The sequence below is a fragment of the Nonomuraea sp. NPDC049624 genome, from assembly GCF_040675255.1.
In the GTDB taxonomy this organism is placed as follows: domain Bacteria; phylum Actinomycetota; class Actinomycetes; order Streptosporangiales; family Streptosporangiaceae; genus Nonomuraea.
This window is the reverse complement of record NZ_JBFAOR010000004.1, coordinates 50,599-68,165: the sequence shown is the minus strand read 5'-3', so window position 1 is coordinate 68,165 and position 17,567 is coordinate 50,599. Positions and strand designations below refer to the sequence as shown.

31 protein-coding genes and 1 tRNA gene are annotated in these 17,567 nt (G+C 67.3%); 3 read left to right on the top strand and 29 right to left on the bottom strand.

Going from position 1 to position 17,567, the window contains the following annotated elements:
• Positions 1-11 precede the first annotated feature (11 nt).
• From AB0J76_RS16460 to AB0J76_RS16355, 22 genes are all read right to left on the bottom strand, one after another.
• Positions 12-725 carry a hypothetical protein gene (locus tag AB0J76_RS16460; RefSeq protein WP_352321094.1) on the bottom strand — a complete coding sequence of 238 codons (714 nt, stop codon included), beginning with the start codon at positions 723-725 and terminating at the stop codon, positions 12-14.
• The gene (locus AB0J76_RS16455) at positions 722-1,138 is read right to left on the bottom strand and encodes a hypothetical protein (RefSeq protein WP_352321092.1); all 417 of its coding nucleotides are present in this window, start codon (positions 1,136-1,138) and stop codon (positions 722-724) included. Before AB0J76_RS16455 ends, AB0J76_RS16460 begins: the two co-directional genes overlap by 4 nt.
• Before the next feature lie 27 nt (positions 1,139-1,165).
• The gene (locus AB0J76_RS16450) at positions 1,166-1,477 is read right to left on the bottom strand and encodes a WhiB family transcriptional regulator (protein ID WP_352321091.1); all 312 of its coding nucleotides are present in this window, start codon (positions 1,475-1,477) and stop codon (positions 1,166-1,168) included.
• A complete protein-coding gene (locus AB0J76_RS16445; RefSeq protein WP_352321089.1) occupies positions 1,474-1,704 on the bottom strand; it encodes a hypothetical protein in 231 nt (76 codons plus the stop codon). Before AB0J76_RS16445 ends, AB0J76_RS16450 begins: the two co-directional genes overlap by 4 nt.
• Positions 1,704-1,901 (bottom strand): hypothetical protein, encoded by a 198-nt coding sequence (locus tag AB0J76_RS16440; protein WP_352321088.1) that lies wholly within the window; start codon positions 1,899-1,901, stop codon positions 1,704-1,706. Before AB0J76_RS16440 ends, AB0J76_RS16445 begins: the two co-directional genes overlap by 1 nt.
• A complete protein-coding gene (locus tag AB0J76_RS16435; RefSeq protein WP_352321086.1) occupies positions 1,898-2,314 on the bottom strand; it encodes a hypothetical protein in 417 nt (138 codons plus the stop codon). Before AB0J76_RS16435 ends, AB0J76_RS16440 begins: the two co-directional genes overlap by 4 nt.
• Positions 2,311-2,940 carry a hypothetical protein gene (locus AB0J76_RS16430; protein ID WP_352321084.1) on the bottom strand — a complete coding sequence of 210 codons (630 nt, stop codon included), beginning with the start codon at positions 2,938-2,940 and terminating at the stop codon, positions 2,311-2,313. Before AB0J76_RS16430 ends, AB0J76_RS16435 begins: the two co-directional genes overlap by 4 nt.
• 181 nt (positions 2,941-3,121) lie before the next feature.
• Positions 3,122-3,592, bottom strand: a complete 471-nt coding sequence (locus AB0J76_RS16425) for a hypothetical protein (protein ID WP_352321082.1) — start codon at positions 3,590-3,592, stop codon at positions 3,122-3,124.
• Positions 3,593-3,672: 80 nt separating this feature from the next.
• On the bottom strand, positions 3,673-3,810 hold the full coding sequence (locus AB0J76_RS16420) for a hypothetical protein (protein WP_352321080.1): 138 nt from the start codon (positions 3,808-3,810) through the stop codon (positions 3,673-3,675).
• A complete protein-coding gene (locus tag AB0J76_RS16415) occupies positions 3,807-4,316 on the bottom strand; it encodes an HNH endonuclease signature motif containing protein (RefSeq protein WP_352321079.1) in 510 nt (169 codons plus the stop codon). The genes AB0J76_RS16420 and AB0J76_RS16415 overlap by 4 nt, the downstream gene beginning before the upstream one ends.
• Positions 4,313-4,750 carry a hypothetical protein gene (locus tag AB0J76_RS16410; RefSeq protein ID WP_352321078.1) on the bottom strand — a complete coding sequence of 146 codons (438 nt, stop codon included), beginning with the start codon at positions 4,748-4,750 and terminating at the stop codon, positions 4,313-4,315. Before AB0J76_RS16410 ends, AB0J76_RS16415 begins: the two co-directional genes overlap by 4 nt.
• On the bottom strand, positions 4,747-5,253 hold the full coding sequence (locus AB0J76_RS16405) for a hypothetical protein (protein WP_352321077.1): 507 nt from the start codon (positions 5,251-5,253) through the stop codon (positions 4,747-4,749). Before AB0J76_RS16405 ends, AB0J76_RS16410 begins: the two co-directional genes overlap by 4 nt.
• The gene (locus AB0J76_RS16400) at positions 5,250-6,275 is read right to left on the bottom strand and encodes an AAA family ATPase (RefSeq protein WP_352321076.1); all 1,026 of its coding nucleotides are present in this window, start codon (positions 6,273-6,275) and stop codon (positions 5,250-5,252) included. Before AB0J76_RS16400 ends, AB0J76_RS16405 begins: the two co-directional genes overlap by 4 nt.
• Positions 6,275-6,538, bottom strand: coding sequence for a hypothetical protein (locus AB0J76_RS16395; protein ID WP_352321074.1), 264 nt, complete (start codon positions 6,536-6,538; stop codon positions 6,275-6,277). Before AB0J76_RS16395 ends, AB0J76_RS16400 begins: the two co-directional genes overlap by 1 nt.
• Entirely contained in the window at positions 6,535-6,831 is a 297-nt protein-coding gene (locus AB0J76_RS16390) for a hypothetical protein (protein ID WP_352321072.1), read from the bottom strand. The genes AB0J76_RS16395 and AB0J76_RS16390 overlap by 4 nt, the downstream gene beginning before the upstream one ends.
• A complete protein-coding gene (locus AB0J76_RS16385) occupies positions 6,828-7,589 on the bottom strand; it encodes a hypothetical protein (RefSeq protein WP_352321071.1) in 762 nt (253 codons plus the stop codon). The genes AB0J76_RS16390 and AB0J76_RS16385 overlap by 4 nt, the downstream gene beginning before the upstream one ends.
• Positions 7,586-7,768 carry a hypothetical protein gene (locus AB0J76_RS16380; RefSeq protein ID WP_352321069.1) on the bottom strand — a complete coding sequence of 61 codons (183 nt, stop codon included), beginning with the start codon at positions 7,766-7,768 and terminating at the stop codon, positions 7,586-7,588. Before AB0J76_RS16380 ends, AB0J76_RS16385 begins: the two co-directional genes overlap by 4 nt.
• Complete coding sequence (locus AB0J76_RS16375; RefSeq protein ID WP_352321068.1) at positions 7,768-8,235, bottom strand: hypothetical protein; 468 nt, start codon at positions 8,233-8,235, stop codon at positions 7,768-7,770. Before AB0J76_RS16375 ends, AB0J76_RS16380 begins: the two co-directional genes overlap by 1 nt.
• Complete coding sequence (locus AB0J76_RS16370; RefSeq protein ID WP_352321066.1) at positions 8,235-8,630, bottom strand: hypothetical protein; 396 nt, start codon at positions 8,628-8,630, stop codon at positions 8,235-8,237. The genes AB0J76_RS16375 and AB0J76_RS16370 overlap by 1 nt, the downstream gene beginning before the upstream one ends.
• A gap of 199 nt (positions 8,631-8,829) precedes the next feature.
• The gene (locus AB0J76_RS16365; protein WP_352321065.1) at positions 8,830-9,630 is read right to left on the bottom strand and encodes a phage antirepressor KilAC domain-containing protein; all 801 of its coding nucleotides are present in this window, start codon (positions 9,628-9,630) and stop codon (positions 8,830-8,832) included.
• The gene (locus tag AB0J76_RS16360; RefSeq protein WP_352321064.1) at positions 9,627-10,013 is read right to left on the bottom strand and encodes a hypothetical protein; all 387 of its coding nucleotides are present in this window, start codon (positions 10,011-10,013) and stop codon (positions 9,627-9,629) included. Before AB0J76_RS16360 ends, AB0J76_RS16365 begins: the two co-directional genes overlap by 4 nt.
• A complete protein-coding gene (locus tag AB0J76_RS16355; RefSeq protein WP_352321062.1) occupies positions 10,010-10,273 on the bottom strand; it encodes a helix-turn-helix transcriptional regulator in 264 nt (87 codons plus the stop codon). The genes AB0J76_RS16360 and AB0J76_RS16355 overlap by 4 nt, the downstream gene beginning before the upstream one ends.
• Positions 10,274-10,417: 144 nt before the next feature.
• On the opposite strand from AB0J76_RS16355, the gene AB0J76_RS16350 reads away from it, so the two are divergent.
• From AB0J76_RS16350 to AB0J76_RS16340, 3 genes are all read left to right on the top strand, one after another.
• Positions 10,418-10,903, top strand: coding sequence for a hypothetical protein (locus AB0J76_RS16350; protein WP_352321060.1), 486 nt, complete (start codon positions 10,418-10,420; stop codon positions 10,901-10,903).
• Between the two features lie 287 nt (positions 10,904-11,190).
• Entirely contained in the window at positions 11,191-11,586 is a 396-nt protein-coding gene (locus AB0J76_RS16345; protein WP_352321058.1) for a hypothetical protein, read from the top strand.
• Between the two features lie 822 nt (positions 11,587-12,408).
• Complete coding sequence (locus AB0J76_RS16340; protein ID WP_352321057.1) at positions 12,409-13,908, top strand: hypothetical protein; 1,500 nt, start codon at positions 12,409-12,411, stop codon at positions 13,906-13,908.
• 6 nt (positions 13,909-13,914) lie between these two features.
• Here AB0J76_RS16340 and AB0J76_RS16335 read toward each other — a convergent pair.
• The 7 genes from AB0J76_RS16335 to AB0J76_RS16305 all read right to left on the bottom strand — a co-directional run bounded on the left by AB0J76_RS16335 (position 13,915) and on the right by AB0J76_RS16305 (position 17,216).
• A tRNA-Val gene (locus AB0J76_RS16335) sits at positions 13,915-13,986 on the bottom strand.
• A 17-nt stretch (positions 13,987-14,003) separates the two neighbouring features.
• A complete protein-coding gene (locus AB0J76_RS16330; RefSeq protein WP_352321055.1) occupies positions 14,004-14,945 on the bottom strand; it encodes an ROK family protein in 942 nt (313 codons plus the stop codon).
• A gap of 175 nt (positions 14,946-15,120) precedes the next feature.
• Complete coding sequence (locus AB0J76_RS16325) at positions 15,121-15,450, bottom strand: hypothetical protein (RefSeq protein WP_352321053.1); 330 nt, start codon at positions 15,448-15,450, stop codon at positions 15,121-15,123.
• 14 nt (positions 15,451-15,464) lie between these two features.
• The gene (locus tag AB0J76_RS16320; RefSeq protein ID WP_352321208.1) at positions 15,465-15,923 is read right to left on the bottom strand and encodes a peroxiredoxin; all 459 of its coding nucleotides are present in this window, start codon (positions 15,921-15,923) and stop codon (positions 15,465-15,467) included.
• 32 nt (positions 15,924-15,955) lie between these two features.
• A complete protein-coding gene (locus AB0J76_RS16315; RefSeq protein ID WP_352321051.1) occupies positions 15,956-16,384 on the bottom strand; it encodes a DUF3052 domain-containing protein in 429 nt (142 codons plus the stop codon).
• A gap of 118 nt (positions 16,385-16,502) precedes the next feature.
• Positions 16,503-16,910, bottom strand: a complete 408-nt coding sequence (locus tag AB0J76_RS16310) for a secondary thiamine-phosphate synthase enzyme YjbQ (RefSeq protein WP_352321050.1) — start codon at positions 16,908-16,910, stop codon at positions 16,503-16,505.
• Positions 16,911-16,919: 9 nt separating this feature from the next.
• Complete coding sequence (locus AB0J76_RS16305) at positions 16,920-17,216, bottom strand: DUF1918 domain-containing protein (protein WP_352321048.1); 297 nt, start codon at positions 17,214-17,216, stop codon at positions 16,920-16,922.
• Positions 17,217-17,567: the final 351 nt, after the last annotated feature.

Genomic DNA, 17,567 nt, shown 5'->3' with positions numbered 1-17,567 from the left:
GGGGAGCCATGTCAGATCCGCTCCCAGCCGGTGAGCTCGAACTTGCCGTCCGACCTGCCGCGGTCTGAGCCGACGCCGATGTCCTCGCCGCGCTCCCAAATGCGGCCCCACGCCTCGGCCGGCAGGAAGTCGTCGTGGACCTTCAGCGTGAACTCCAGCAGCGGCTGGTCGACGTACTCGACGCGGTTGATGGAGCTGCGCGGCCCTTGCGGGGTCATGACGTGCTTGATGCGCTCCTCGACCCCGGTGGGCTCCTTCACGCCGAGCCCGATGAAGACCTCCTCGACGAACACCCGCTCCGCCGCGGTCGACATCAGCCCCTTGCGGAAGCCCTTCGACACCGCCGTCTTGCCGGGCCACTCCACGCCGGGGTAGGCGGAGTTCATGAACTCCTTCAGCGCGGCCTTCATGCACCGCCCTTCGTAGGCGAGCTCACCCGTAGCGGGGATGCGCTTGAACCCGTTGATGGACGGCGCCGCCTCCGACTCCAGCAGCGCGTCGGCGAGCTCGTCGGCTGACGGCTGGCGGTCGGGGAACCGCTCGGCCAGCGTCTTCTGCACCAGCTCTTGAAGGTCGCGGTCGCCGAGTTCCATGCGGGTCTTCAGCCAGCCCTTGATGACCGACTCCGACGACGGAACCCCGCCCACGATCTTGTCGAGGATCTGCAGCCGCACCCGGTAGAGGGCGACGCTGGACGCGGTACCGAAGATGTCGACGGCGCTCACGAGGCCACCTCTCCCTTGATGACGTTGATCGGCTTGCCGGACATAAGGGCCTTGTTGGTTTCCTTCAGCCGGATGTTGGTGCTCTTGAGCTCGTCCACCTTGGCTTCCAGGTCGCGGATGCGGCGCAGCGCCGGATCGGCGGCGTCCAGGTCTTCGAGCGCCCCTTCGGCGAGCATGGCTCTGGTGTCTCTGACGGCCTGGCGGGCCCGGCCGTAGTTCACGACCGCGGCTTGCACGGCGGTCGTCTGCTGGATGGTCCGGAACAGGTTGAACAGCTCGCGCGGCGTCTTGCCGTTGAGCGTCTGCCCGGTGATGGCCTCGATGTCCGCGCGCAGCGACGCGTCCTTGCGGATCATCGCCACGACGGAGTCGAACTCGTCGGGGCTGTAGTCCTGCGGTTTACGTGATCCCATAGCAAAGTCCTTGATCTTGGAGGGGGGTTAGGTGGCCGCCTTCGCCGCGGCACGAAGCGCGGCCCGCTGCTGGCGTCGCTTGAGGGCCTTGCGCTCGTCCTCAGTGGTGGCACCCCACACGCCGGCCTCGCCGAGCTGGAGAGCCCACTCCAGGCACTCACTAATGACCGAGCAGCTGGCGTTGCAGAAGGCAACGGCCTTGGCCTCGCGGGCGGGGGCATCGACCGCCTTCTCGCCCGGAGGGCCGAAGAACAGGACCGGGTCGACGTCTCGGCAGGCGGCGTGGAACCGCCAGCCGTTCCCGATGCCGCCCTTGTCGGGAAGGCGTGCGCTAGTCACCGGTCCTCCTCGAACACGTCGTGGACGCCGCGCAGGTCCAGGCGCTCGAAGTCCTGATGCATCGCCGCGTACTCGGCCGGCGGGATCGCGGGCAGGTCCGAGTTCGGGAACGGGCCGCGGTGCTTCACCTCTTGCCTCCACGCCACCAGGCACCAGCCGATGAGGAAGGCGCACCCGAAGGTGAACAAGGCGCCGATGCCGGCGAACACGCGGACGACGATCTCCATCACTCACCGCCCTTGCGTGCGCGGCGGAACAGCGGCTCGGCCCGGATCCAGCCGGTGCCGAACCAGACGACGAAGACGCTCCCGAGCGTCAGGTACAGCCAGTCGTATGCGTCGCTGCGAGGCGAGGTGAGGTCCACGACGGACGCCGCCGCGATCACGATGCCGCACAGGACACCGATCGCCCAGAGGAGTCTCATGAGGGCGTGCCGCCCTTCTCTGCCTGAGCGGCCTCAGCGGCAGCGAAGTAGCGCGCCAGATGGTGGCGGGCTTCCTCGTGCTCCAGGGCGTCGAGCGCCTGCGTCATGCACCACTCGGCGGCCTCCAGGCGGGCCTTGAGGCGCGGCATCTCGGACAGGTCCGGAACGGTCTCGCCCTCGACGACGACCGCCCGGAAGTGGACGTCGGGGAGCGCGACCGTCTCCTCGTTGATGTCGTCGCTCGGCTCCGTGTACGGCGTGATCCGGATGTGGACCACGTTGCCTCGCGCGGACATGCCGGGCTTCCACTCGTTGCCGTCGTGGTAGTCGTTGTCGCCCGACGTCAGCATCTCGGCGACGTTCGCCGGGGTGGGAGGCGTGGCGGCGACCTTCTCGGGGGTGATCTCGCTCATCGGGAGGTCTCCTCGCCCTGTTTGGCGGGCAGGGAGTCGATGAGGGCCTGTGCCGCAGCGATCTCGGCGCGGAGCTCGGCGGCCCGCTCGCGCCCGTATTCGTCCTCGCGGTGGCTGTACATCTCCAGGTACTTGGCGTTCTGGGCGATGACACCTACTGCTGCCGCGTAGAGCGCCTTGGGCGTGGCCCACACGTCGTCGCCGATCGGCTGCCGCTGCTCGGACAAGCACTCGCCGACGTAGCCGTAGACGGTGTTGACGTTGAGGAACGCGCCCCGGTCGTAGAAGGCCGCCTTGTAGAAGACGCTGACCCGCCTACGGCCCAGCTCGTCAACAACGTAGGACCACATGGCGTGGTCGGAACCCTCACGCTTCCAGCCGTTCGGGAGCGTCACCTGACGGAAGAGGGGGTCGCCCTCGACCTTGTCGCCCAGCTTGAACCCGAGCGCGATCAGCTCGTCCTCCGTCCCGTAGTTCATGCGGGCGGGGAGGACTGTGGAGTTGACGATCTGGCGCTGCCCCTGCGCTTCCATGCGCGCGATCGAGCCTGTGAGCCCATCGGACCCCAGCGCGTCGGCGAGGAGCAGGAGCGGGTCGATCTTGCTGGTGTTGTGAGGGTTGCTCATGCCGTGTCCTTCGGGGAGTCGTAGGGGTTTCGGCGGAAGGGGATCAGCTCGTCGGAGAGCGGGAACGGAGCGAGCGGTCGTGGGCGGGAGAAGTCGTCCACGACCCGCTCGACCGGCCGAGCGGGGTGGCGCCGGAAGAGGCGGCGGCAGTGCCGGCCAGAGTGGCGGGCGAATAAGCGGGTCACGAGTGCCCCCCAGCTCGCTCGTCGGCGATCGCGTTGTTCCAGTCGCCGAACGCCTGCGCGGGCCCCTTCGCCGGTTCGGCGACCGGGGACTGCTTGTTCTTCGCGTCGCACCGCTCCCCGTGCTCCACCAGCTCGCGCCCCGAGTGCGTCCACCGGCCGTCGCCGAGCAGGACCACCGGCATGTCGCACGACCGGCACTTCATCGACAGGGAAGGGACCGGAGCCGGGGGCAGGTCGGCCTTGGCTTCAATGTCCTTGACCGCCTGGCGGAGTTCTTTGATGTACTTCTCGCCGTCGGCGATCTGTGCGACCAGCTTGTTGACCTGATCCTGCTTGGCGGTCAGCTCGGCGTTCACCCTCTGGATCTCCGGGTCGATGTTGCGCCGAACGAGATCCACCACGGCGGGGCGGTAGGCGATGCGCTTTTCCTCGTAGGCCGGCTTGTCGAAGGTGGCGGTGTTGCTCACTTGTGCTCCTGGGTGTGTTGAGGTCTGGGAGAGCCGCCCCTCGCCCCGTCCCCCGATAGGTCGGGGCGAGGAGCGGAAGATCAGGGATGGTCGAGATCGGAGGGAGAGCCGTACACGGCCTGCTCCCGAAGTCGGAAAGCAGCCATCGCGACACAGCACGCGCACTCCCCGCAGCGCTCGCCGGCCTCGTAGATGGCCTGGCATTCGAGCTCGGTCATGACGCAGCCTCGCCGCTGGAGATGACCCACTTGCCGTCCGGCGACGGGTACGCCCACGCCTTGCCGTACAGCCACACCGGGACGTCCAGTGGGTCGTAGCCCGTCCTCACGAGGTAGCCCAGGTTGTACGCCTCGGTGCGGTGCTGCTCGACCCAGCCGTGACAGCCGGTCGTCCCCGACCCGCACAACAGCAGCAGGTTCTCCGCAGTGTTCTCGCCACCGCGGCCCCGCGGGATCCGGTGGTGGATGGAGTCCTTGTCCCGTGGCACCTGGATGCCGCAGCGGACGCACGCCTTGTCGCGGGCCTCGACCAGCGCCCGCAGCTTGTCGGACGGGCCGGAGTTCGGCGCCGGGAACTTCAGGTGCCAGCCGTTGCGGCACAGCTCCACGCCGGTCGGCAGGACACTCCGCAGCCCGAGCTGGTGCATCCGGTCCAGCCGGCGGCGTGCCTCAGCCTCGTTGGCGAACGTCTCCTTGTCGCAGCATGGCTGCACGCGGGTCTTCACCGGCCACCACCGCGGTAGGTGTCGTACATGGCCTTGGCGTTCACGTTCAGGGACCGCATCAGCTCCACCTGCGCCTTGACCTGCCAGGCGTAGTCGGTAGCGTTCTGCCGCTCCACCGTGGCTGCGCGCAGAGCCCAGTACTCGTCAGGGACTCGGACGGCGAACCACTGATCCTGCGTCTTCTGCGACACCTGCCCGGCTCGCTTGCCGACCTCGGGGCAGTCCGGGTCCAGCAGCAGGGGTGCCCGAGCGGTCATGTACTCGTACTCGGCGTGCAGCTCCGCCTCGCGGGCCCGCTTCACCGCGAGCTGCGACCTGCCGAGCTCGTTGTTCAGCCGGCGAAGGAACACATCCGTGTCCGCAGGCGTGAGGACAGCGTCCTCGGACAGGAACTCGAAGCTGCCGCCCTCGGTCTTCTGGAAGACGTCGGTCATGACTGCACGCTCCGCTTCACGCCGAGCAGGCCGGCCAGATCGACGCCTTCGATCTCAGGCAGGTCCTTCTCCTCGACGACGTCCAGCAGCCGCTCAGCGCCGTCGTCGGCGTAGAAGTTCTGCCGAGGCGAGGAGCCGTAACCCAGCTCGACGCCGGGGATCTCCTGGCCGTCCTCGTCCACCGGGGCGCCGTTCTTGAGCGCCACCTCCAGGACCTTCATCTCGTAGGCGGCCCGGACAGCCGGGACTTGCTCGACCTCGGTCGGCGCCGTCTCCTGGACGTAGGCGACGAACTTGTCCCGGTCGGTGACGATCGCCTTGACCTCGGGCTCGCTCTTGGCGACCTTGCCGAGACGGGCGGCGCCGAGCATGGCCGCGTTCTTGTCGCCGGGCTCCTGCTCGATGAACGGCGTCACCAGCTTGAGGGCGGCGCTGATCTGGGAGGAGCGCATCTTCAGCAGCGCGAATAGCATCCGCGCTTCCTTCGGCGTCAGGTCGCTCATGCGGCGACTCCGTTCGACTCGGCGGTCATCTCGTGGTTGAGCTGCTGGATCCGCTGGTTCACGTACGCCGCCTCCGCGTCGCTGATCTCTCGCGCCTGAAGGAGCGGGTGGATCGCAGTCCACACGCCACGCAGCGCGTCGACATTGGATGCGTTCTCGGCCTCGCCGAGCAGCTTCCGCGCCGCCTCGGACAGGTTGTCCAGGTCAGGCGACTCGGCGCCGGGCTTCATCTCCGTCATGTCGCGCACGTTCGCCGCGGACGGGTCGCACTTGAGCGCGTCGAAGATGAGCCGCTCCAGCGTGAAGTCCGGCATCGGCTGCGGCTTGTCCACACCCGGCTTGATGCCGGCGTGGACAGAGCGGGCGCCCACCACGATCGGCGGATGGTCACGCGACAGGCGGACCCAGACGGACGCGTCGAAGGCGAGGTTCTTGTGCCCCTCCACCTTGTAGTCCTTGCTGCCCTCGACCGGCCGGCCTGAGCTGTCCAGCGAGGCGACTTCCTTGCCGCGGGCGGTCATGACGACGATCCCAGCGAACGTCATCAGCATGGTCATGAGGCGGCGGTGCCGGGCGGTGGCGTCGTTCCACAGGTTCATCGGGACCTGCACCTCGGCGTTCGGGTCGCGCTGGAGGCGCTGCTGGTTCGACCTGGAGCCCTTGGCCCGGTTGCCCGCCCATTCCTTGAGCAGGTCCCACTCGGCGGTCATCGAGTCGATGACCAGGACCACGGGCGGCTCACCGGCCTCGGCGGCGCGGGCGGCTTCCTGCCGGATCTCGGCGACCTGGGCGAGGATGTCAGCCCACGTGCCGTCGTGCTCGACCACGAGGTACCGGGCGCCGGGGATGGCGCCGTACTCGTCGGCTGCGCCCTCGTTGAGGTCGATCCAGTACGTCTGGCCGACCTTCTCCGAGGCGGACAGCTCAGCCGCGGCCCAGCTCTTGCCCGCCTTCTCGCCGCCCTCCAGGAGGATCAGCGGCCACGGCACCGCGCCCGTGGGCTTGCGGGTCCTGATCGCCATCAGTGCTCGTCTCCCTCGTCGTTGGGGGTGTAGTCGGCCTGCTCTCGCCAGTACTCGGGGTCGGTGGCGCGGTTCCAGCGGCCCACCTCGGGGCGCGAACGAGTGCGCTCGTAGTCCTCAACCGACCGCTCAGAGATCACCTCGTGGTCGCCGGCAATGTTCTCCAGGTGCAGCACGTCAGCCGCGATCAGGTCCTCGACCTCGTCCCGCGAGATGCCCAGACGGGCGGCGACAGCGGTACGCGTGAACCAGCGGCCCGTCACGAGGCCACCTCGCCGGCCTCACCAAGGAACCGGGCATACACCCGGTACTCGCCATCAACCGTCCGCGAGACGGCGTCGAACTCTCCATGAGCGGCCAGCGCCTCAACCAACCCGTCGCGGATGCGCTGGGCTGTGCCGCCCGCCCGCGTAGGTGTCGCGGTTGCGCCGATGAACGCCCACTCCCCCGGACGTGCGCACAAGGTGGCGGCGATCTGCTCGTAGTCGAACGAGCGCGCCTTCGCCCCTCTCCGGGTGGCCGGTGGCGGGTCTTCGAAGCGGATCTCGAAGCTCATGCCGTCACCGCCTGCTCGTCGGGCGTCGCAGCGGCCTTCGCGGCGTCGTACTGCTGGATCCCCCAGACGATCGCCCGGCAGGCCCACAGGAACCACCAGTCGAAGTCCTTGAAAGACCACTCCCAGGTGTCCTCGAAGAGGAACGCAGGGCCCGGCTTCACCGACGTGCGGTGCTGCGACCCTGCCTCGCGAGCGTGGCGGTACGTCCACTCGGACGCGTCGAGGTCATCACTGAAGGACTGGCTTGCACCGCAGGAGCACGAAGCCTCATAGAGGCGATACTCGAACTCCTCCAGCTCCCGACGAGCGCCGCCCTCCCCGGTGATGTCGCCGTTCTCCAGCATGTACTTGATCGCCCGGCTGATCCCGCGCGGTGCGGACCGCCCCTGGATGGCCTCGACCACGTACTCCTTGACCTGCCGCTCGAACGAGTCCTGGTCGTACTTCATGACGCATTCGCGGTTCGAGGTCAGCTTCTCCGACCAGTAGTGCGGGTTGATGTGGAGCGAGCCGTCCTTCCAGACGCCCCACCGGAAGAACTCGAACATGTCGGGGACCCGGGAGAACACGAAGCTCTCCCCATCGCCCCGGAAGATCAGGGCGCCCGGAACGGTGATCAGTTCGAACCAGTAGGCCCACCGGCGTCCGGGGTTGGTGAACTTGAGGTGCCGGTACGGGCCGTCGTCGTGCAGGACCTGCATCTCGTGCTCGGCCGTCTCGCGGGCGAACCGCTCGGCGATCTCCGGGTAGTCGCTCATGCGCTCGCTCCCGCCTGCTCGACGAGGCGGGCAGCCTCAGCCGCGTCCTGCTCCTGGTAGATGGCGGTCCAGCAGGAGATGCTGTCCCGGCATGCGGGGCACACGTAGTAGATGCCGGACGCCGACAACATCTCGGCGTCGTACCGGTCACAGCCGGCGAGCTGGCAGGGGCGGGACATCAGGCCACCGCCTCGTCAGCGGAGGCCGCGACCCGGGCCGGACGGTAGACCAGGATGAGGGGCCCGTACTGCTGGTTGACTTCCTCGGGACGCTGCGGGGACGAGCCGTACGGGCCGACGTTGACCGGAACGAGGACAGTCCTCCACCCCTCCGAGTTACAGCCCTTCATGTCCTCGCGGTCGTCAGGTTCGGGCAGGTGGGCGGCGCAGAACCACGGCTCCCCCTTGCTGTCCGTCCACAAGTCGCCGGGCTGCGGTTCGCCATCAGCGGGGATGACCCGTTCGATCGTGATGGCGTCCGGCAGGGTGAGCGGAATGACCATGCCCGCCGTGCCTGCCTGACCTTCGACGCTGAAGCGGATCTCGGGCTCGTCGCCGACATCCCAGTTGACGTTGTCACCGTCGATGACCTCGACGATCTTTCCGGTCAGGGTGACGCGGACGATCTCTCCAGGCAGGTACGTCATCAGGCCACCGCCTCAGCCTGGTCGGCGTCCACCTGGATGACCGAGGCGTACGAGGACCGTGCAGCGTACTCAGTCATGGGGCGGTCGTAGACGTGCACGAACCGGGCCGTGAACCCGCCGGCGAGGGGTACGTTCACGGCGAGGGCGTGGCGCGGATCGTCGGTCGCCTCGTAGGTGACGCTCTCGTCCGTCAGCGCCGCGCACAGGCCCTTGATGACGGGAACAGCCTCCCCGTCCGAGCCGAGGACGCCGATCCGAATCTCCTTGCTGACTGGCGCGGGGGCCTCGGGGATGTCCTCCAGGAGGTTCGCCAGGCTCCGCAGGCTGGCGATGAACGCCGTCCGCCTGTCTATCTCCGGCGTCACGCCGGTCTGTGGCTCTGATGTAATGGTCATTGACTTGCTCGCTCTCTCTGATCAGTCGTGTCTTGGAGCGGGTGGTCAGCGAGGTCAGCCCTGTCCGGCTGGCCTCGCGCTTTTCAGGGCTTGTGGTGACGGCCGACGTAGGAGTCAGCAGCGTCGATGCGGGCCAGCTCCGAGGTGCGGAGAGACAGGCCGAGAGTCAGGTAGGCGGCGCCCCAGCGCTCGACGGCGGTCACGACATGCCACCGATGAGCGCGAGCTGCTGCGGAGGCAGAAGACCACGCTTGATCAGCAGCAGTCGGAGCTGCTCCGCCCCGTACGGCGTGATGTAGGTCGTCGACGTGGCATGCCCGTTGGTGGACTCGGGATCGCGCGGCTTGACCTCGAACCACGACGTAGACGGCTTGCCCGCGTACGGCTCGCGGCGTCGCGCCCCAGAAGCGATGAGGACCTTCTCCTCGTACAGGAAGTCCCACACCGTCTTCGGGCCGAGACCAAGCATCTTCGCCACGGTGCCGATCAGGTAGCAGCCCTTGCCGTTGATCCAGTCGTCGTAGGCGGCGGCCTTGACGGTCAGCTTCTTGTTCGCTGTGGCCAGCGCTTCGATCTCCTCCGCCTGGTCGGCGGCGAGACGGAGAGCCTGAGCGAGCGTCTTCGGGATCTCGTGGCGGGGCGTGGCGGCCATCTCGGCTTCGCGGGTGCGCACCATGAAGTAGGTCTGCGCGGCGGCGATCTCCGGCTTCCGGACGTCACCGTTCATGGCGACGCGGTAGGCGGCCAGGCGCGTAAGTCGGTAGTCGACGCGGGCACCGCCTGAATGTCCGTTTTCCCGGAGCCGGGAAAACGCCTGGTCAACGTCGTCGCCCGCGACGCGAGCCGAGACCATGGCGCGATCGATGGAGTCCTCGAACCTCTCCCACTTCCGGTAGCCCAGAAGAGGCATGAGGTCGCGGGCGGACCACCAGTCGCCGCGTTCGTCGATGCGCTTGATCGCGTCGAACGGAGAGCCGGCCGGGAGCTGGATGTCGCTCATGCCGTACCCCCGTAGGAACGGGCACGCTCGGGGCGGGCGCGCAGTGTTGTGGCGGTGCTCGCAGGAGGCAAGGGGGCTGGCTTCGGCTTGGAGGCCCGCGTCTTCGTGGTGTTCGCCGTGCGTGCGGGCTTCGCCTGCTGGGCGTCGACTGCTTGCAACTCGACGAGTCGCTCCACCTGGGCGCGTGTGTAGACGCGCTTGCGACGGATGATTGTGCCGATCTTGTGCTTGCGGGCCATGGTGTTCACCCAGTGCTCAGTCATTCCGAGTTCTCGGGGGAACATCCCGGCGACTTCGGCTGCGGTGAAGACGAGGTGCTCGCCGTCTCCGAGTTGGGGTGACAGGTCTGTGTCGAGAGCGCTATTGAGCGCACTAGCGCTCATGATGCACACTCCCGCTTGACCCGCTCTCCCGGTGTCAGCAACTCGTCAAGCTCGATGTTGAGTGCCCTCACGAAGGCCGCTAGCACCCGAGGCTGCGGCATGTACCGTCCGCTCTCCGCCCTGACGACCTGGAAGCGAGAGACAGGTGTGCCCTGCTCCGTGCAAAGGTTCGCGAGGTCTGCCTGCCGATACCCCGCCCGTTCGCGGGCTGTTCGAAGTCGCCTTCCATCGAAGGGGAGGCTGATGGCTGTTCTAGGCATGACCGCACATTAGCGCTCATGAGCGTTGGAGCGCAATAGAGCGCTCAAGATCGTTCATTCTGCGATTCGGACACGTGATCGAATGGCTCTGACCTGGCAATGTGCGCTAAAGTGCACTCATATCTGCGAAGGTGGGGACTCCCAATGACGAGCAACCAGCAGCCGCGCGAGCGCCTGACAGCGCTCATGGAGGCACGTCGAGTAGCACTCCGCCTCCAGTGGGGCGAGGTTGCCGCGCGAGCCGGCATGTCAACTGCCCACCTACGGCGCATCCGTGGCGGCGAGGCGAACCTCACCCCCCTCATGGAGGCCGGCCTAGAAGAGGCGCTCCAATGGGCACCTGGCAGCATCCGGCACATCCTGGCGGGACGGGATCCCGTCGAGACCGCAAATGTCTCCAGCACGGCAAGCCTTGCTCTGTCAGCTACAGCCACCGCGAGACCAGCCAAGCCGGAAGCGGTTGAGCGTCGCTACGAGGACGATGCAGAGCAGAAGATTTGGGAGATCACCGAGCTAGAGCCCGTGATCCGCAAGCAGTTGATCGCCCTGGTGCGGGTGACCCGTGAGGCGATGGCGGAAGAGGATCGACGTCCCGACGCGGATGTCCGGGAGTTTCGGCCTCGGGGCTGACCGTCGGGCAAGTTCTCTGGAGTAATTGAGCCCAGCCTTCGGAAGTTTTCAGGCACGAGCAAAACCTGCTCACATTCCCAGCATTCCTCTAGGAAAACACTGCTCAGCCGTCTGCCAGGGCATGCCCTGGTGTGCCCTGGATTCTCATGTCACGATACGATTACGGCCCCTTACCTAGGGTGGACTTCTGGGCGGTACCGGACGTGAAATGACCAATACAGCTTTTTGGGGCGGGGGACCACGCAACAACACTTCTGCGCGTAATGCGCGCCTGGGGGTGCAAAAACTTGATCGCCGACGCGAACCCGACTGATTCAGAGCGGGTCCTGATCGACCATGTCCTCACCATGATCAAGGAGCGCCTCGACCGGGCCACGGAGATCTCCGCAGCACAGCTTCGCGATGACAAGTTCACACGAGCCCGCTTCGCCGACATGGCGAACCAACTCGATCTTGCCTATGTCACGATCCAGAAGCTCAACGACAAGCTCAACGCTCTCGCTGCGGATCCACCGCCCGTCGAGGTTGCCCACGTTCTGAGCAGTACAGGCGGACCACAACCAGTGCGACTGGACCTCGGAGGCAAAGCGCACACGTTCCTTGTCCCAGCCCTGGGAATGGAGGACCCGATCGACCAAGCACGCTGGTGGCGGCGCATCAAGGAGCAGTACGGAGGTGCCTGATCGTGTTATGGCCCGAGATCCGCGAAGTGAAGGATCCGCCCCTCTCCGCCCATGCCTTCACCGAGAACGGCCGCACCGTCATCGAGGTGGACGAGAAGCTGAAAGGCAGGGAACGCTCCAAGGCCATCCTTGCCGCGTGGCGTGAGCATGAGCGTGGCTTGGCCGCGCTCGTCGCCATGCCGGTCCTGGCCTACCTCTGGGATCCGTTCAAGCGCTGGGCTGCGCAGCACCCTCTTGCTGCCATGGCCGTCGGGATCACCTATGGGGGTGCTCTGGTGTTGGCAGTCACAACGGTCATCGAGCAGGACAGACCGGTCGTCGCGCCACAACCGGCGACAGAATCGCCTTGGACCACTGTCATGTCCCCCAGCTACATATGGTCGCCGACGCGGACGCAGCACGTAAAGCCGACGCGGACTCCGCATGCTCCACCGATGGCAACGGAGCATCGTCCAGCACCCGCCCCGCGGCCCACGCGAGACAGGCAGCGCCCTGCCTCCACGCATCGACCACCGACGAAACGGCCAACGCCCAAGGGTGCCGCCTCCGCTCCTGAGCATCGACCATCCGAGGCGCCCGGCCCGTCTGTGACAACGAACGCTACGGATCGGCCCGCGCCTGAGCCGGCGGCTTCGCCTCGCCCTCCGGATGGCATCGCCTCGCCCCAGCCGACTACATCGCCGAGCAGGGACTGTGTGCTGGAAGTCGACGTGGATCCGCTGCTGCACGTGTGTGCGCTCTGATCGATCGCCCAGTGCCGTTCCAGGCCCGTGTGCTTCACTAGCCAGCGACCCCCATCCCTCATCTCCCACGGGGACCCTCATGGCCTACGCGGAAAAGCGCGGCAACTACTGGCGCGCTCGTTACAAGAGAGCCGACGGCACCTGGGCATCCGCCCCCTACGGCGACGACGGTAAGCGCTTCGAGAACGCGCGAGACGCCAAGGCGTACGGCGAGGAACAAGAGGCCGACATTCGCCGCAACCTGTGGCGCGACCCGCGAGCTGGCGACATGCTCCTCGCCGACTGGGTCAACAGATGGTTCCCCGCCCAGCACCTCGAAGAGACCACCCTTGAGGGATATCGCTGGCACATCGAGGTGCACATCCTGCCGTACTTCGGAGAGCACGCCCTCCGGACGCTCAACGCTCTGGACATCGCCGCGTGGGAGCTCGCCTTGTTCCGTCCTAACGCGGCGGGGAAACGGGTGTGCGGAGAGGCGTCAGCTGCGTCCGCACGGACCCTCCTGCATACGATCCTGTCCGACGCGGTCGGGGCTGGGCTCATCCCAGCCAATCCAGCAGTGAGGCAACGCAACCGCGGCCGGAAGAACGGGAGGAGTATCCGCGGCCCCGAGGAAGTTTGGGCGACGCCGCTGGAGGCACTCCTGGTAGCCGAGCGGGCGTCTCTCCTGTCCGGACGCCCCGATGAATTCGTGCACCTGGTGACGATCGCCTACACCGGAATGCGATGGGCGGAAACGATCGGTCTCGAACGCCAGTACCTGCGCCTGTCCAAGATCCGGATCGAGCAGCAGGTGTACGAGCACAAGGGCCGCTGGATCAAGAAGGCACCCAAGGACGACTCCTACAGGGACATCCACTTGCCGCCATTCCTCGCAGACTTGCTGTCTCAGCAAATTCAGCGGCACGGCAACGGCGCGTGTCCGTGCAAGGGACAGCGGGGGTGCGGTGGGGGGCGGTACGTTTTCCGTCCAGAGGACGGCGACCATGAGCGGCGCAGCAACTTCGGGCGTCGCCGCTTCCGCCCTGCGGTCGATGGCCGGCACGGCGACGCTAAGGACAGGCCAGGCTACCCAGTGCTGGCGGACGTCGCCGACGCGCCGTGGCCTGGCATGGTTCGCCGCTCGTGGCCCGCCGCTGTGCCTGATCAGGAGTTCACCCCTCCCAGCGCGCGCGGCTTCTGGAAATACGACCCTGAGCGGCATGCGGTGATGTCGTGGCTCCCGATCAAGCCAGGGTTGAAGGTGCACGGCCTGAGACACAGTCACAAGGTGTGGATGATCGAGGATGACATCCCGGAGGTAGCGTCAGAGGAACGAATGGGCCACGGCGTGCCCGGCGTCCGCGGCGTCTACAGCCACACATCCCCGGAGATGATGAAACGAATCGTCGCGGCGCTGCAGCGGCGGTGGGAGAACTCCCTTCGGGAGCGGGCCTCCCTGTACGGCGGGCGGTCGCCGGTGCCGCTTCTGGACGAGTTGCTGAGGCCCTTCCGGGAGAGCGCCAAGGGAGTTGATCTCCCAAATCTCTCCCACTCGCCTGTTTCGGATCTTCGTGCCAGACCTAAAAAGGTGGTCTGACCTGGGTGGGCGGTACTGGGTTCGAACCAGTGACCCCTCGCTTGTAAGGCGAGTGCTCTACCGCTGAGCTAACCGCCCCCTGATCGGCACTAACCTTACGACACCAGAGGGGCCGATCGCACATTCACCGTCCAGCCGGGGCCCAGTTCGGGGCGGCCGGCGGCGCGCCAGCCCAGCAGGGCGGCGCCCAGCATGCCGGCGTCGACGCCCAGCGCGGCCGGGACGAGCGGGGGCGCGTCGCGGAAGGCCAGGCGCTTGACCAGGCGGGTACGTACGGGATCGAAGAGGGCGGGGCCGGCCTCGGCCAGGCCGCCGCCGAGGACGATCACCGAGGGGTCCAGCAGCAGCGTGTACGTCGCCAGAGCGAGCGACAGGGTTTCCACGGCCTCGTCCCACACCTCGATGGCGATGGGGTCGTCGGAGGCGACCACCTGCTCGGCGCGCACGCCCTCCACGCCCGCGCGCTGGCTGTAGCGGCGGCCGACCGAGGCCGCCGAGGCGTACGTCTCCAGGCAGCCGAACTGGCCGCACGCGCACTGTTCACCGTCGGGGAAGACGGGGGTGTGGCCGATCTCGCCGGCCCAGCCGGAGGAGCCGCCGTACGGGTCGCCGTTGATGATCGAGGCTCCGGCGATACCGGTGCCGATCGGGAGGAAGAGGAAGTCGGAGACGCCTCTTCCGGCGCCGAGGATGCTCTCGGCCAGACCGCCCGTGCGGACGTCGTGGCCCAGCATGACGGGGATGTCCAGGGTGGTGAAGTTCGAGGCGGGGACGTCACGCCAGCCCAGGTTCGCCGCATAGAGAGCCGCGTTCTCGGACACCAGCCCGGGGACGGCCAGACCGACGCCTGCGGGTTCGCCGTCGCCGGAGGAGGCCAGGTGGCCGATGAAGTCTGAAATGGCGGACACGACCGCCTCAGGGCCCTCCGCGCGAGGAGTGTGGCGCCGCTCGCTCAGCAACACCTCACCGGACTCGCTGACCAGGCCGCCCTTCATGGACGTGCCACCGACGTCGAGCGCGACGACGAACGAACTCATAGCGGACACGAAAGGAGACGATAGCGCAGGTCAGCAAATGTCTGAAAAGGCGCTTGAGAATCTCTCAGGCGGAAGGGGGGCGCGGCGTCGCGGTCGAAGCCGGCGGCACCAGGGCCCTGAACTGGGAGACCGACCGCACGGCGCCAGAGCGTTGGGCCCAAGATCACCCGGGCGGTCAGGCCCTGCCCAGCACCCGGTTGAGCGCCGCCTCGACCTCCGCCGACAGCCCCGGCGGAGCCCCGGACCCCACGTACGCGCCCTGCTCCTCGAACCCCTTCGGCGCCCGGGCCTGCCGGACGGCGCCGCAGCCGCGGCACTCGATCTCCCCCAGCCGGCAGATGAGCGCGGTGGACCCGCAGGTGGCGCAGGAGTCGAGATCGAGGTCGTGCAGCCGTTGACAGTCCGGGCAGATCAGCACCTGGGACTCGTTGCGCACCCCGCGCTGCCACGGGCTGGCGCCACGGACCGGGTCGGTCTGCCGGGCCCCGCATCGGTAGCAGGGCATCGTTCCCTCCGAGGTCAGGAAATGTCGGCGAGTGCCTTGACGTAGTCGGCGACGTCACGTGCCGAGGAGATCGGACTGATCACCGACCACCGGATCACGCCCTCGCCGTCGATGACGAAGGTCCCCCGACGTGCGAGCCCCTTCGCCTCATCGAACACACCGTACGCCTGGGCGACCTGTCCATGTGGCCAGAAATCGGAGAGCAGGGCGAATTCGTAACCTTCTCGATCGGACCAGGCACGCAGGGCGAACACGGAGTCGACCGACACGGCGAGCACCCGCGCGTCGAGAGGCTGGTCGCGCAGCGCGGTGAGCTCGCCCTCGCAGATCCCGCTGAAGGCAAGCGGATAGAAGACCAGCACGACCTTCTCGCCCCGGAACATGGACAGTCGCACCGGGGCGCCGTGCTGGTCCTGCAGCTCGAAATCCGGAGCTGGTGCGCCGACCTCGGCAGGATGTGCGTTCACAGCCATCATCCTGCCGTATCGGCCGGCCTCGGAGTTTCCTAACGTCGGCCCTTCGGTGCGACGAGCCTGGTCCCGGACCAGTCGGGTGCGGCTGAGATGCTGCTGGTCTGCGAGAGACCCGCGGTAGCGGCATCCTCCCCGATGTCGCTCGGCTCCACGTGGCCATCGCGCCCGGCCTTGGGAGTCAGCAGCCAGATCTGGCCGGCTTCGGCGAGTGCTCGCATGGCGTCGCTGAGGGCGTCGAAGAGGTCCCCGTCGCCGTCGCGCCACCACAGCAGCACCACGTCGACGACGTCGTCACTCTCCTCGTCCAGCAGCTCGTTGCCGGTCAGGTCCTCGATGGAGTCGCGAAGCTCGTCGTCGACGTCCTCGTCCCAACCGATCTCCTGCACCACCTGACCCGGCTTGAGGCCGAGTCGTTCGGCCAGGCCGCGCTCGCCCTGCGCCTGACCCGCGGTCGCGCTCACGTTTATCCCTCCTGCTTGAGTGGCCCCGCTCTATGCGGTTTATCGCTTCGGCACAGTCCACACGCTGTGACCCTCAGTCGTCAACGGTCGCCACGGGTACGGCCGTAGTCGGCCAGAATCAATCTGACAAAAACGACAGGCGAACCTGGCGTTGCGTGTTGTCGACATTGAGGTCGACCAGCGCGACGGACTGCCATGTGCCCAACGCCATTCTCCCGCCCAGCACGGGGATCGTGGCGTACGGCGGGATCAGCGCGGGCATGACGTGTGACCTGCCGTGACCGCGCGAACCGTGGGCATGACGCCAGCGGTCGTCGGCCGGGAGCAGGTCACGCAGCGCGGCGAGCAGGTCGTCGTCGCTGCCGGAGCCGAGCTCCAGCAGCGCCACGCCCGCGGTCGCGTGCGGCACGAAAACGTGCAACAGGCCGTCTTCTCCCTGCGCGCGCACGAATTCAGCGCATTCAGCGGTGATGTCGTGCACGGTCTCGCGTGAACCCGTGGCCACGGAGATGATTTCTGATCTCACAGGGAAATCCTACTGAGGCACAACGACCGCATCAGGGCCGGGAAAGACCAGCCCGGTGTGGCCGTCGTCGAACCGCACGATGTACGGAGGCCCGCCGTCCGGGCCGTGGACCTCGGTGATGACGCCGCTTCGCTCCCTTTCGCCGACGGTGTTGCCGTGCATCAGGAGCCGGTCTCCTGCCGTCGCATTCATACCTTCCACATTGGTACGGCGGACGGCCCAGGAAAAGGGCGGAGGCCGATGACGGCGATTTTTTGCCCGGTCTTCATAGGGGCCGAAAATGATGACCGAAATGTTACGCGCCACGGGCGCCGCGTTTCGTGCGCCGCGGCCGGGCCATGGTCATCGGATCACCTGACCACTACGGCGTCAGGGCTGGTCAGAGGCAGGACGGCGGGGTCGCGTCCGGCTCTGTCGCCTGATGGTTCCGATATGGCCTCATTTCGGCAGCGGCCCGGCCGAGAGCCGCTTGCGGACGCCGGCGGAGGCAGCCGCTGGGGACGCACGACAGAGGGCCGGCCCGGCAAGAGACACAAGGAGAGAGACGCCCAGGCATCCGGACACAGGAACTTCGGGGGGCCGACAGGATGCGGGACCCGGCTTCGCGACGGCCCGCCGGCTCCCCGAGTTCCCTGAGGCCGCTGTGCGGACACCTCG

Excerpts from the sequence above, each read along its gene's own strand:
- AB0J76_RS16440 (WP_352321088.1), bottom strand. The coding sequence starts at position 1,901 with ATGAGACTCCTCTGGGCGATCGGTGTCCTGTGCGGCATCGTGATCGCG.
- AB0J76_RS16375 (WP_352321068.1), bottom strand. The coding sequence starts at position 8,235 with ATGACGTACCTGCCTGGAGAGATCGTCCGCGTCACCCTGACCGGAAAG.
- AB0J76_RS16380 (WP_352321069.1), bottom strand. The coding sequence starts at position 7,768 with ATGTCCCGCCCCTGCCAGCTCGCCGGCTGTGACCGGTACGACGCCGAG.
- AB0J76_RS16430 (WP_352321084.1), bottom strand. The coding sequence starts at position 2,940 with ATGAGCAACCCTCACAACACCAGCAAGATCGACCCGCTCCTGCTCCTC.
- AB0J76_RS16340 (WP_352321057.1), top strand. The coding sequence starts at position 12,409 with ATGGCCTACGCGGAAAAGCGCGGCAACTACTGGCGCGCTCGTTACAAG.
- AB0J76_RS16455 (WP_352321092.1), bottom strand. The coding sequence starts at position 1,138 with ATGGGATCACGTAAACCGCAGGACTACAGCCCCGACGAGTTCGACTCC.
- AB0J76_RS16370 (WP_352321066.1), bottom strand. The coding sequence starts at position 8,630 with ATGACCATTACATCAGAGCCACAGACCGGCGTGACGCCGGAGATAGAC.
- AB0J76_RS16400 (WP_352321076.1), bottom strand. The coding sequence starts at position 6,275 with ATGGCGATCAGGACCCGCAAGCCCACGGGCGCGGTGCCGTGGCCGCTG.
- AB0J76_RS16330 (WP_352321055.1), bottom strand. The coding sequence starts at position 14,945 with ATGAGTTCGTTCGTCGTCGCGCTCGACGTCGGTGGCACGTCCATGAAG.
- AB0J76_RS16365 (WP_352321065.1), bottom strand. The coding sequence starts at position 9,630 with ATGAGCGACATCCAGCTCCCGGCCGGCTCTCCGTTCGACGCGATCAAG.
- AB0J76_RS16355 (WP_352321062.1), bottom strand. The coding sequence starts at position 10,273 with ATGCCTAGAACAGCCATCAGCCTCCCCTTCGATGGAAGGCGACTTCGA.
- AB0J76_RS16350 (WP_352321060.1), top strand. The coding sequence starts at position 10,418 with ATGACGAGCAACCAGCAGCCGCGCGAGCGCCTGACAGCGCTCATGGAG.
- AB0J76_RS16420 (WP_352321080.1), bottom strand. The coding sequence starts at position 3,810 with ATGACCGAGCTCGAATGCCAGGCCATCTACGAGGCCGGCGAGCGCTGC.
- AB0J76_RS16325 (WP_352321053.1), bottom strand. The coding sequence starts at position 15,450 with ATGCCCTGCTACCGATGCGGGGCCCGGCAGACCGACCCGGTCCGTGGC.
- AB0J76_RS16410 (WP_352321078.1), bottom strand. The coding sequence starts at position 4,750 with ATGACCGACGTCTTCCAGAAGACCGAGGGCGGCAGCTTCGAGTTCCTG.
- AB0J76_RS16390 (WP_352321072.1), bottom strand. The coding sequence starts at position 6,831 with ATGAGCTTCGAGATCCGCTTCGAAGACCCGCCACCGGCCACCCGGAGA.
- AB0J76_RS16385 (WP_352321071.1), bottom strand. The coding sequence starts at position 7,589 with ATGAGCGACTACCCGGAGATCGCCGAGCGGTTCGCCCGCGAGACGGCC.
- AB0J76_RS16435 (WP_352321086.1), bottom strand. The coding sequence starts at position 2,314 with ATGAGCGAGATCACCCCCGAGAAGGTCGCCGCCACGCCTCCCACCCCG.
- AB0J76_RS16320 (WP_352321208.1), bottom strand. The coding sequence starts at position 15,923 with ATGGCTGTGAACGCACATCCTGCCGAGGTCGGCGCACCAGCTCCGGAT.
- AB0J76_RS16405 (WP_352321077.1), bottom strand. The coding sequence starts at position 5,253 with ATGAGCGACCTGACGCCGAAGGAAGCGCGGATGCTATTCGCGCTGCTG.
- AB0J76_RS16445 (WP_352321089.1), bottom strand. The coding sequence starts at position 1,704 with ATGGAGATCGTCGTCCGCGTGTTCGCCGGCATCGGCGCCTTGTTCACC.
- AB0J76_RS16360 (WP_352321064.1), bottom strand. The coding sequence starts at position 10,013 with ATGAGCGCTAGTGCGCTCAATAGCGCTCTCGACACAGACCTGTCACCC.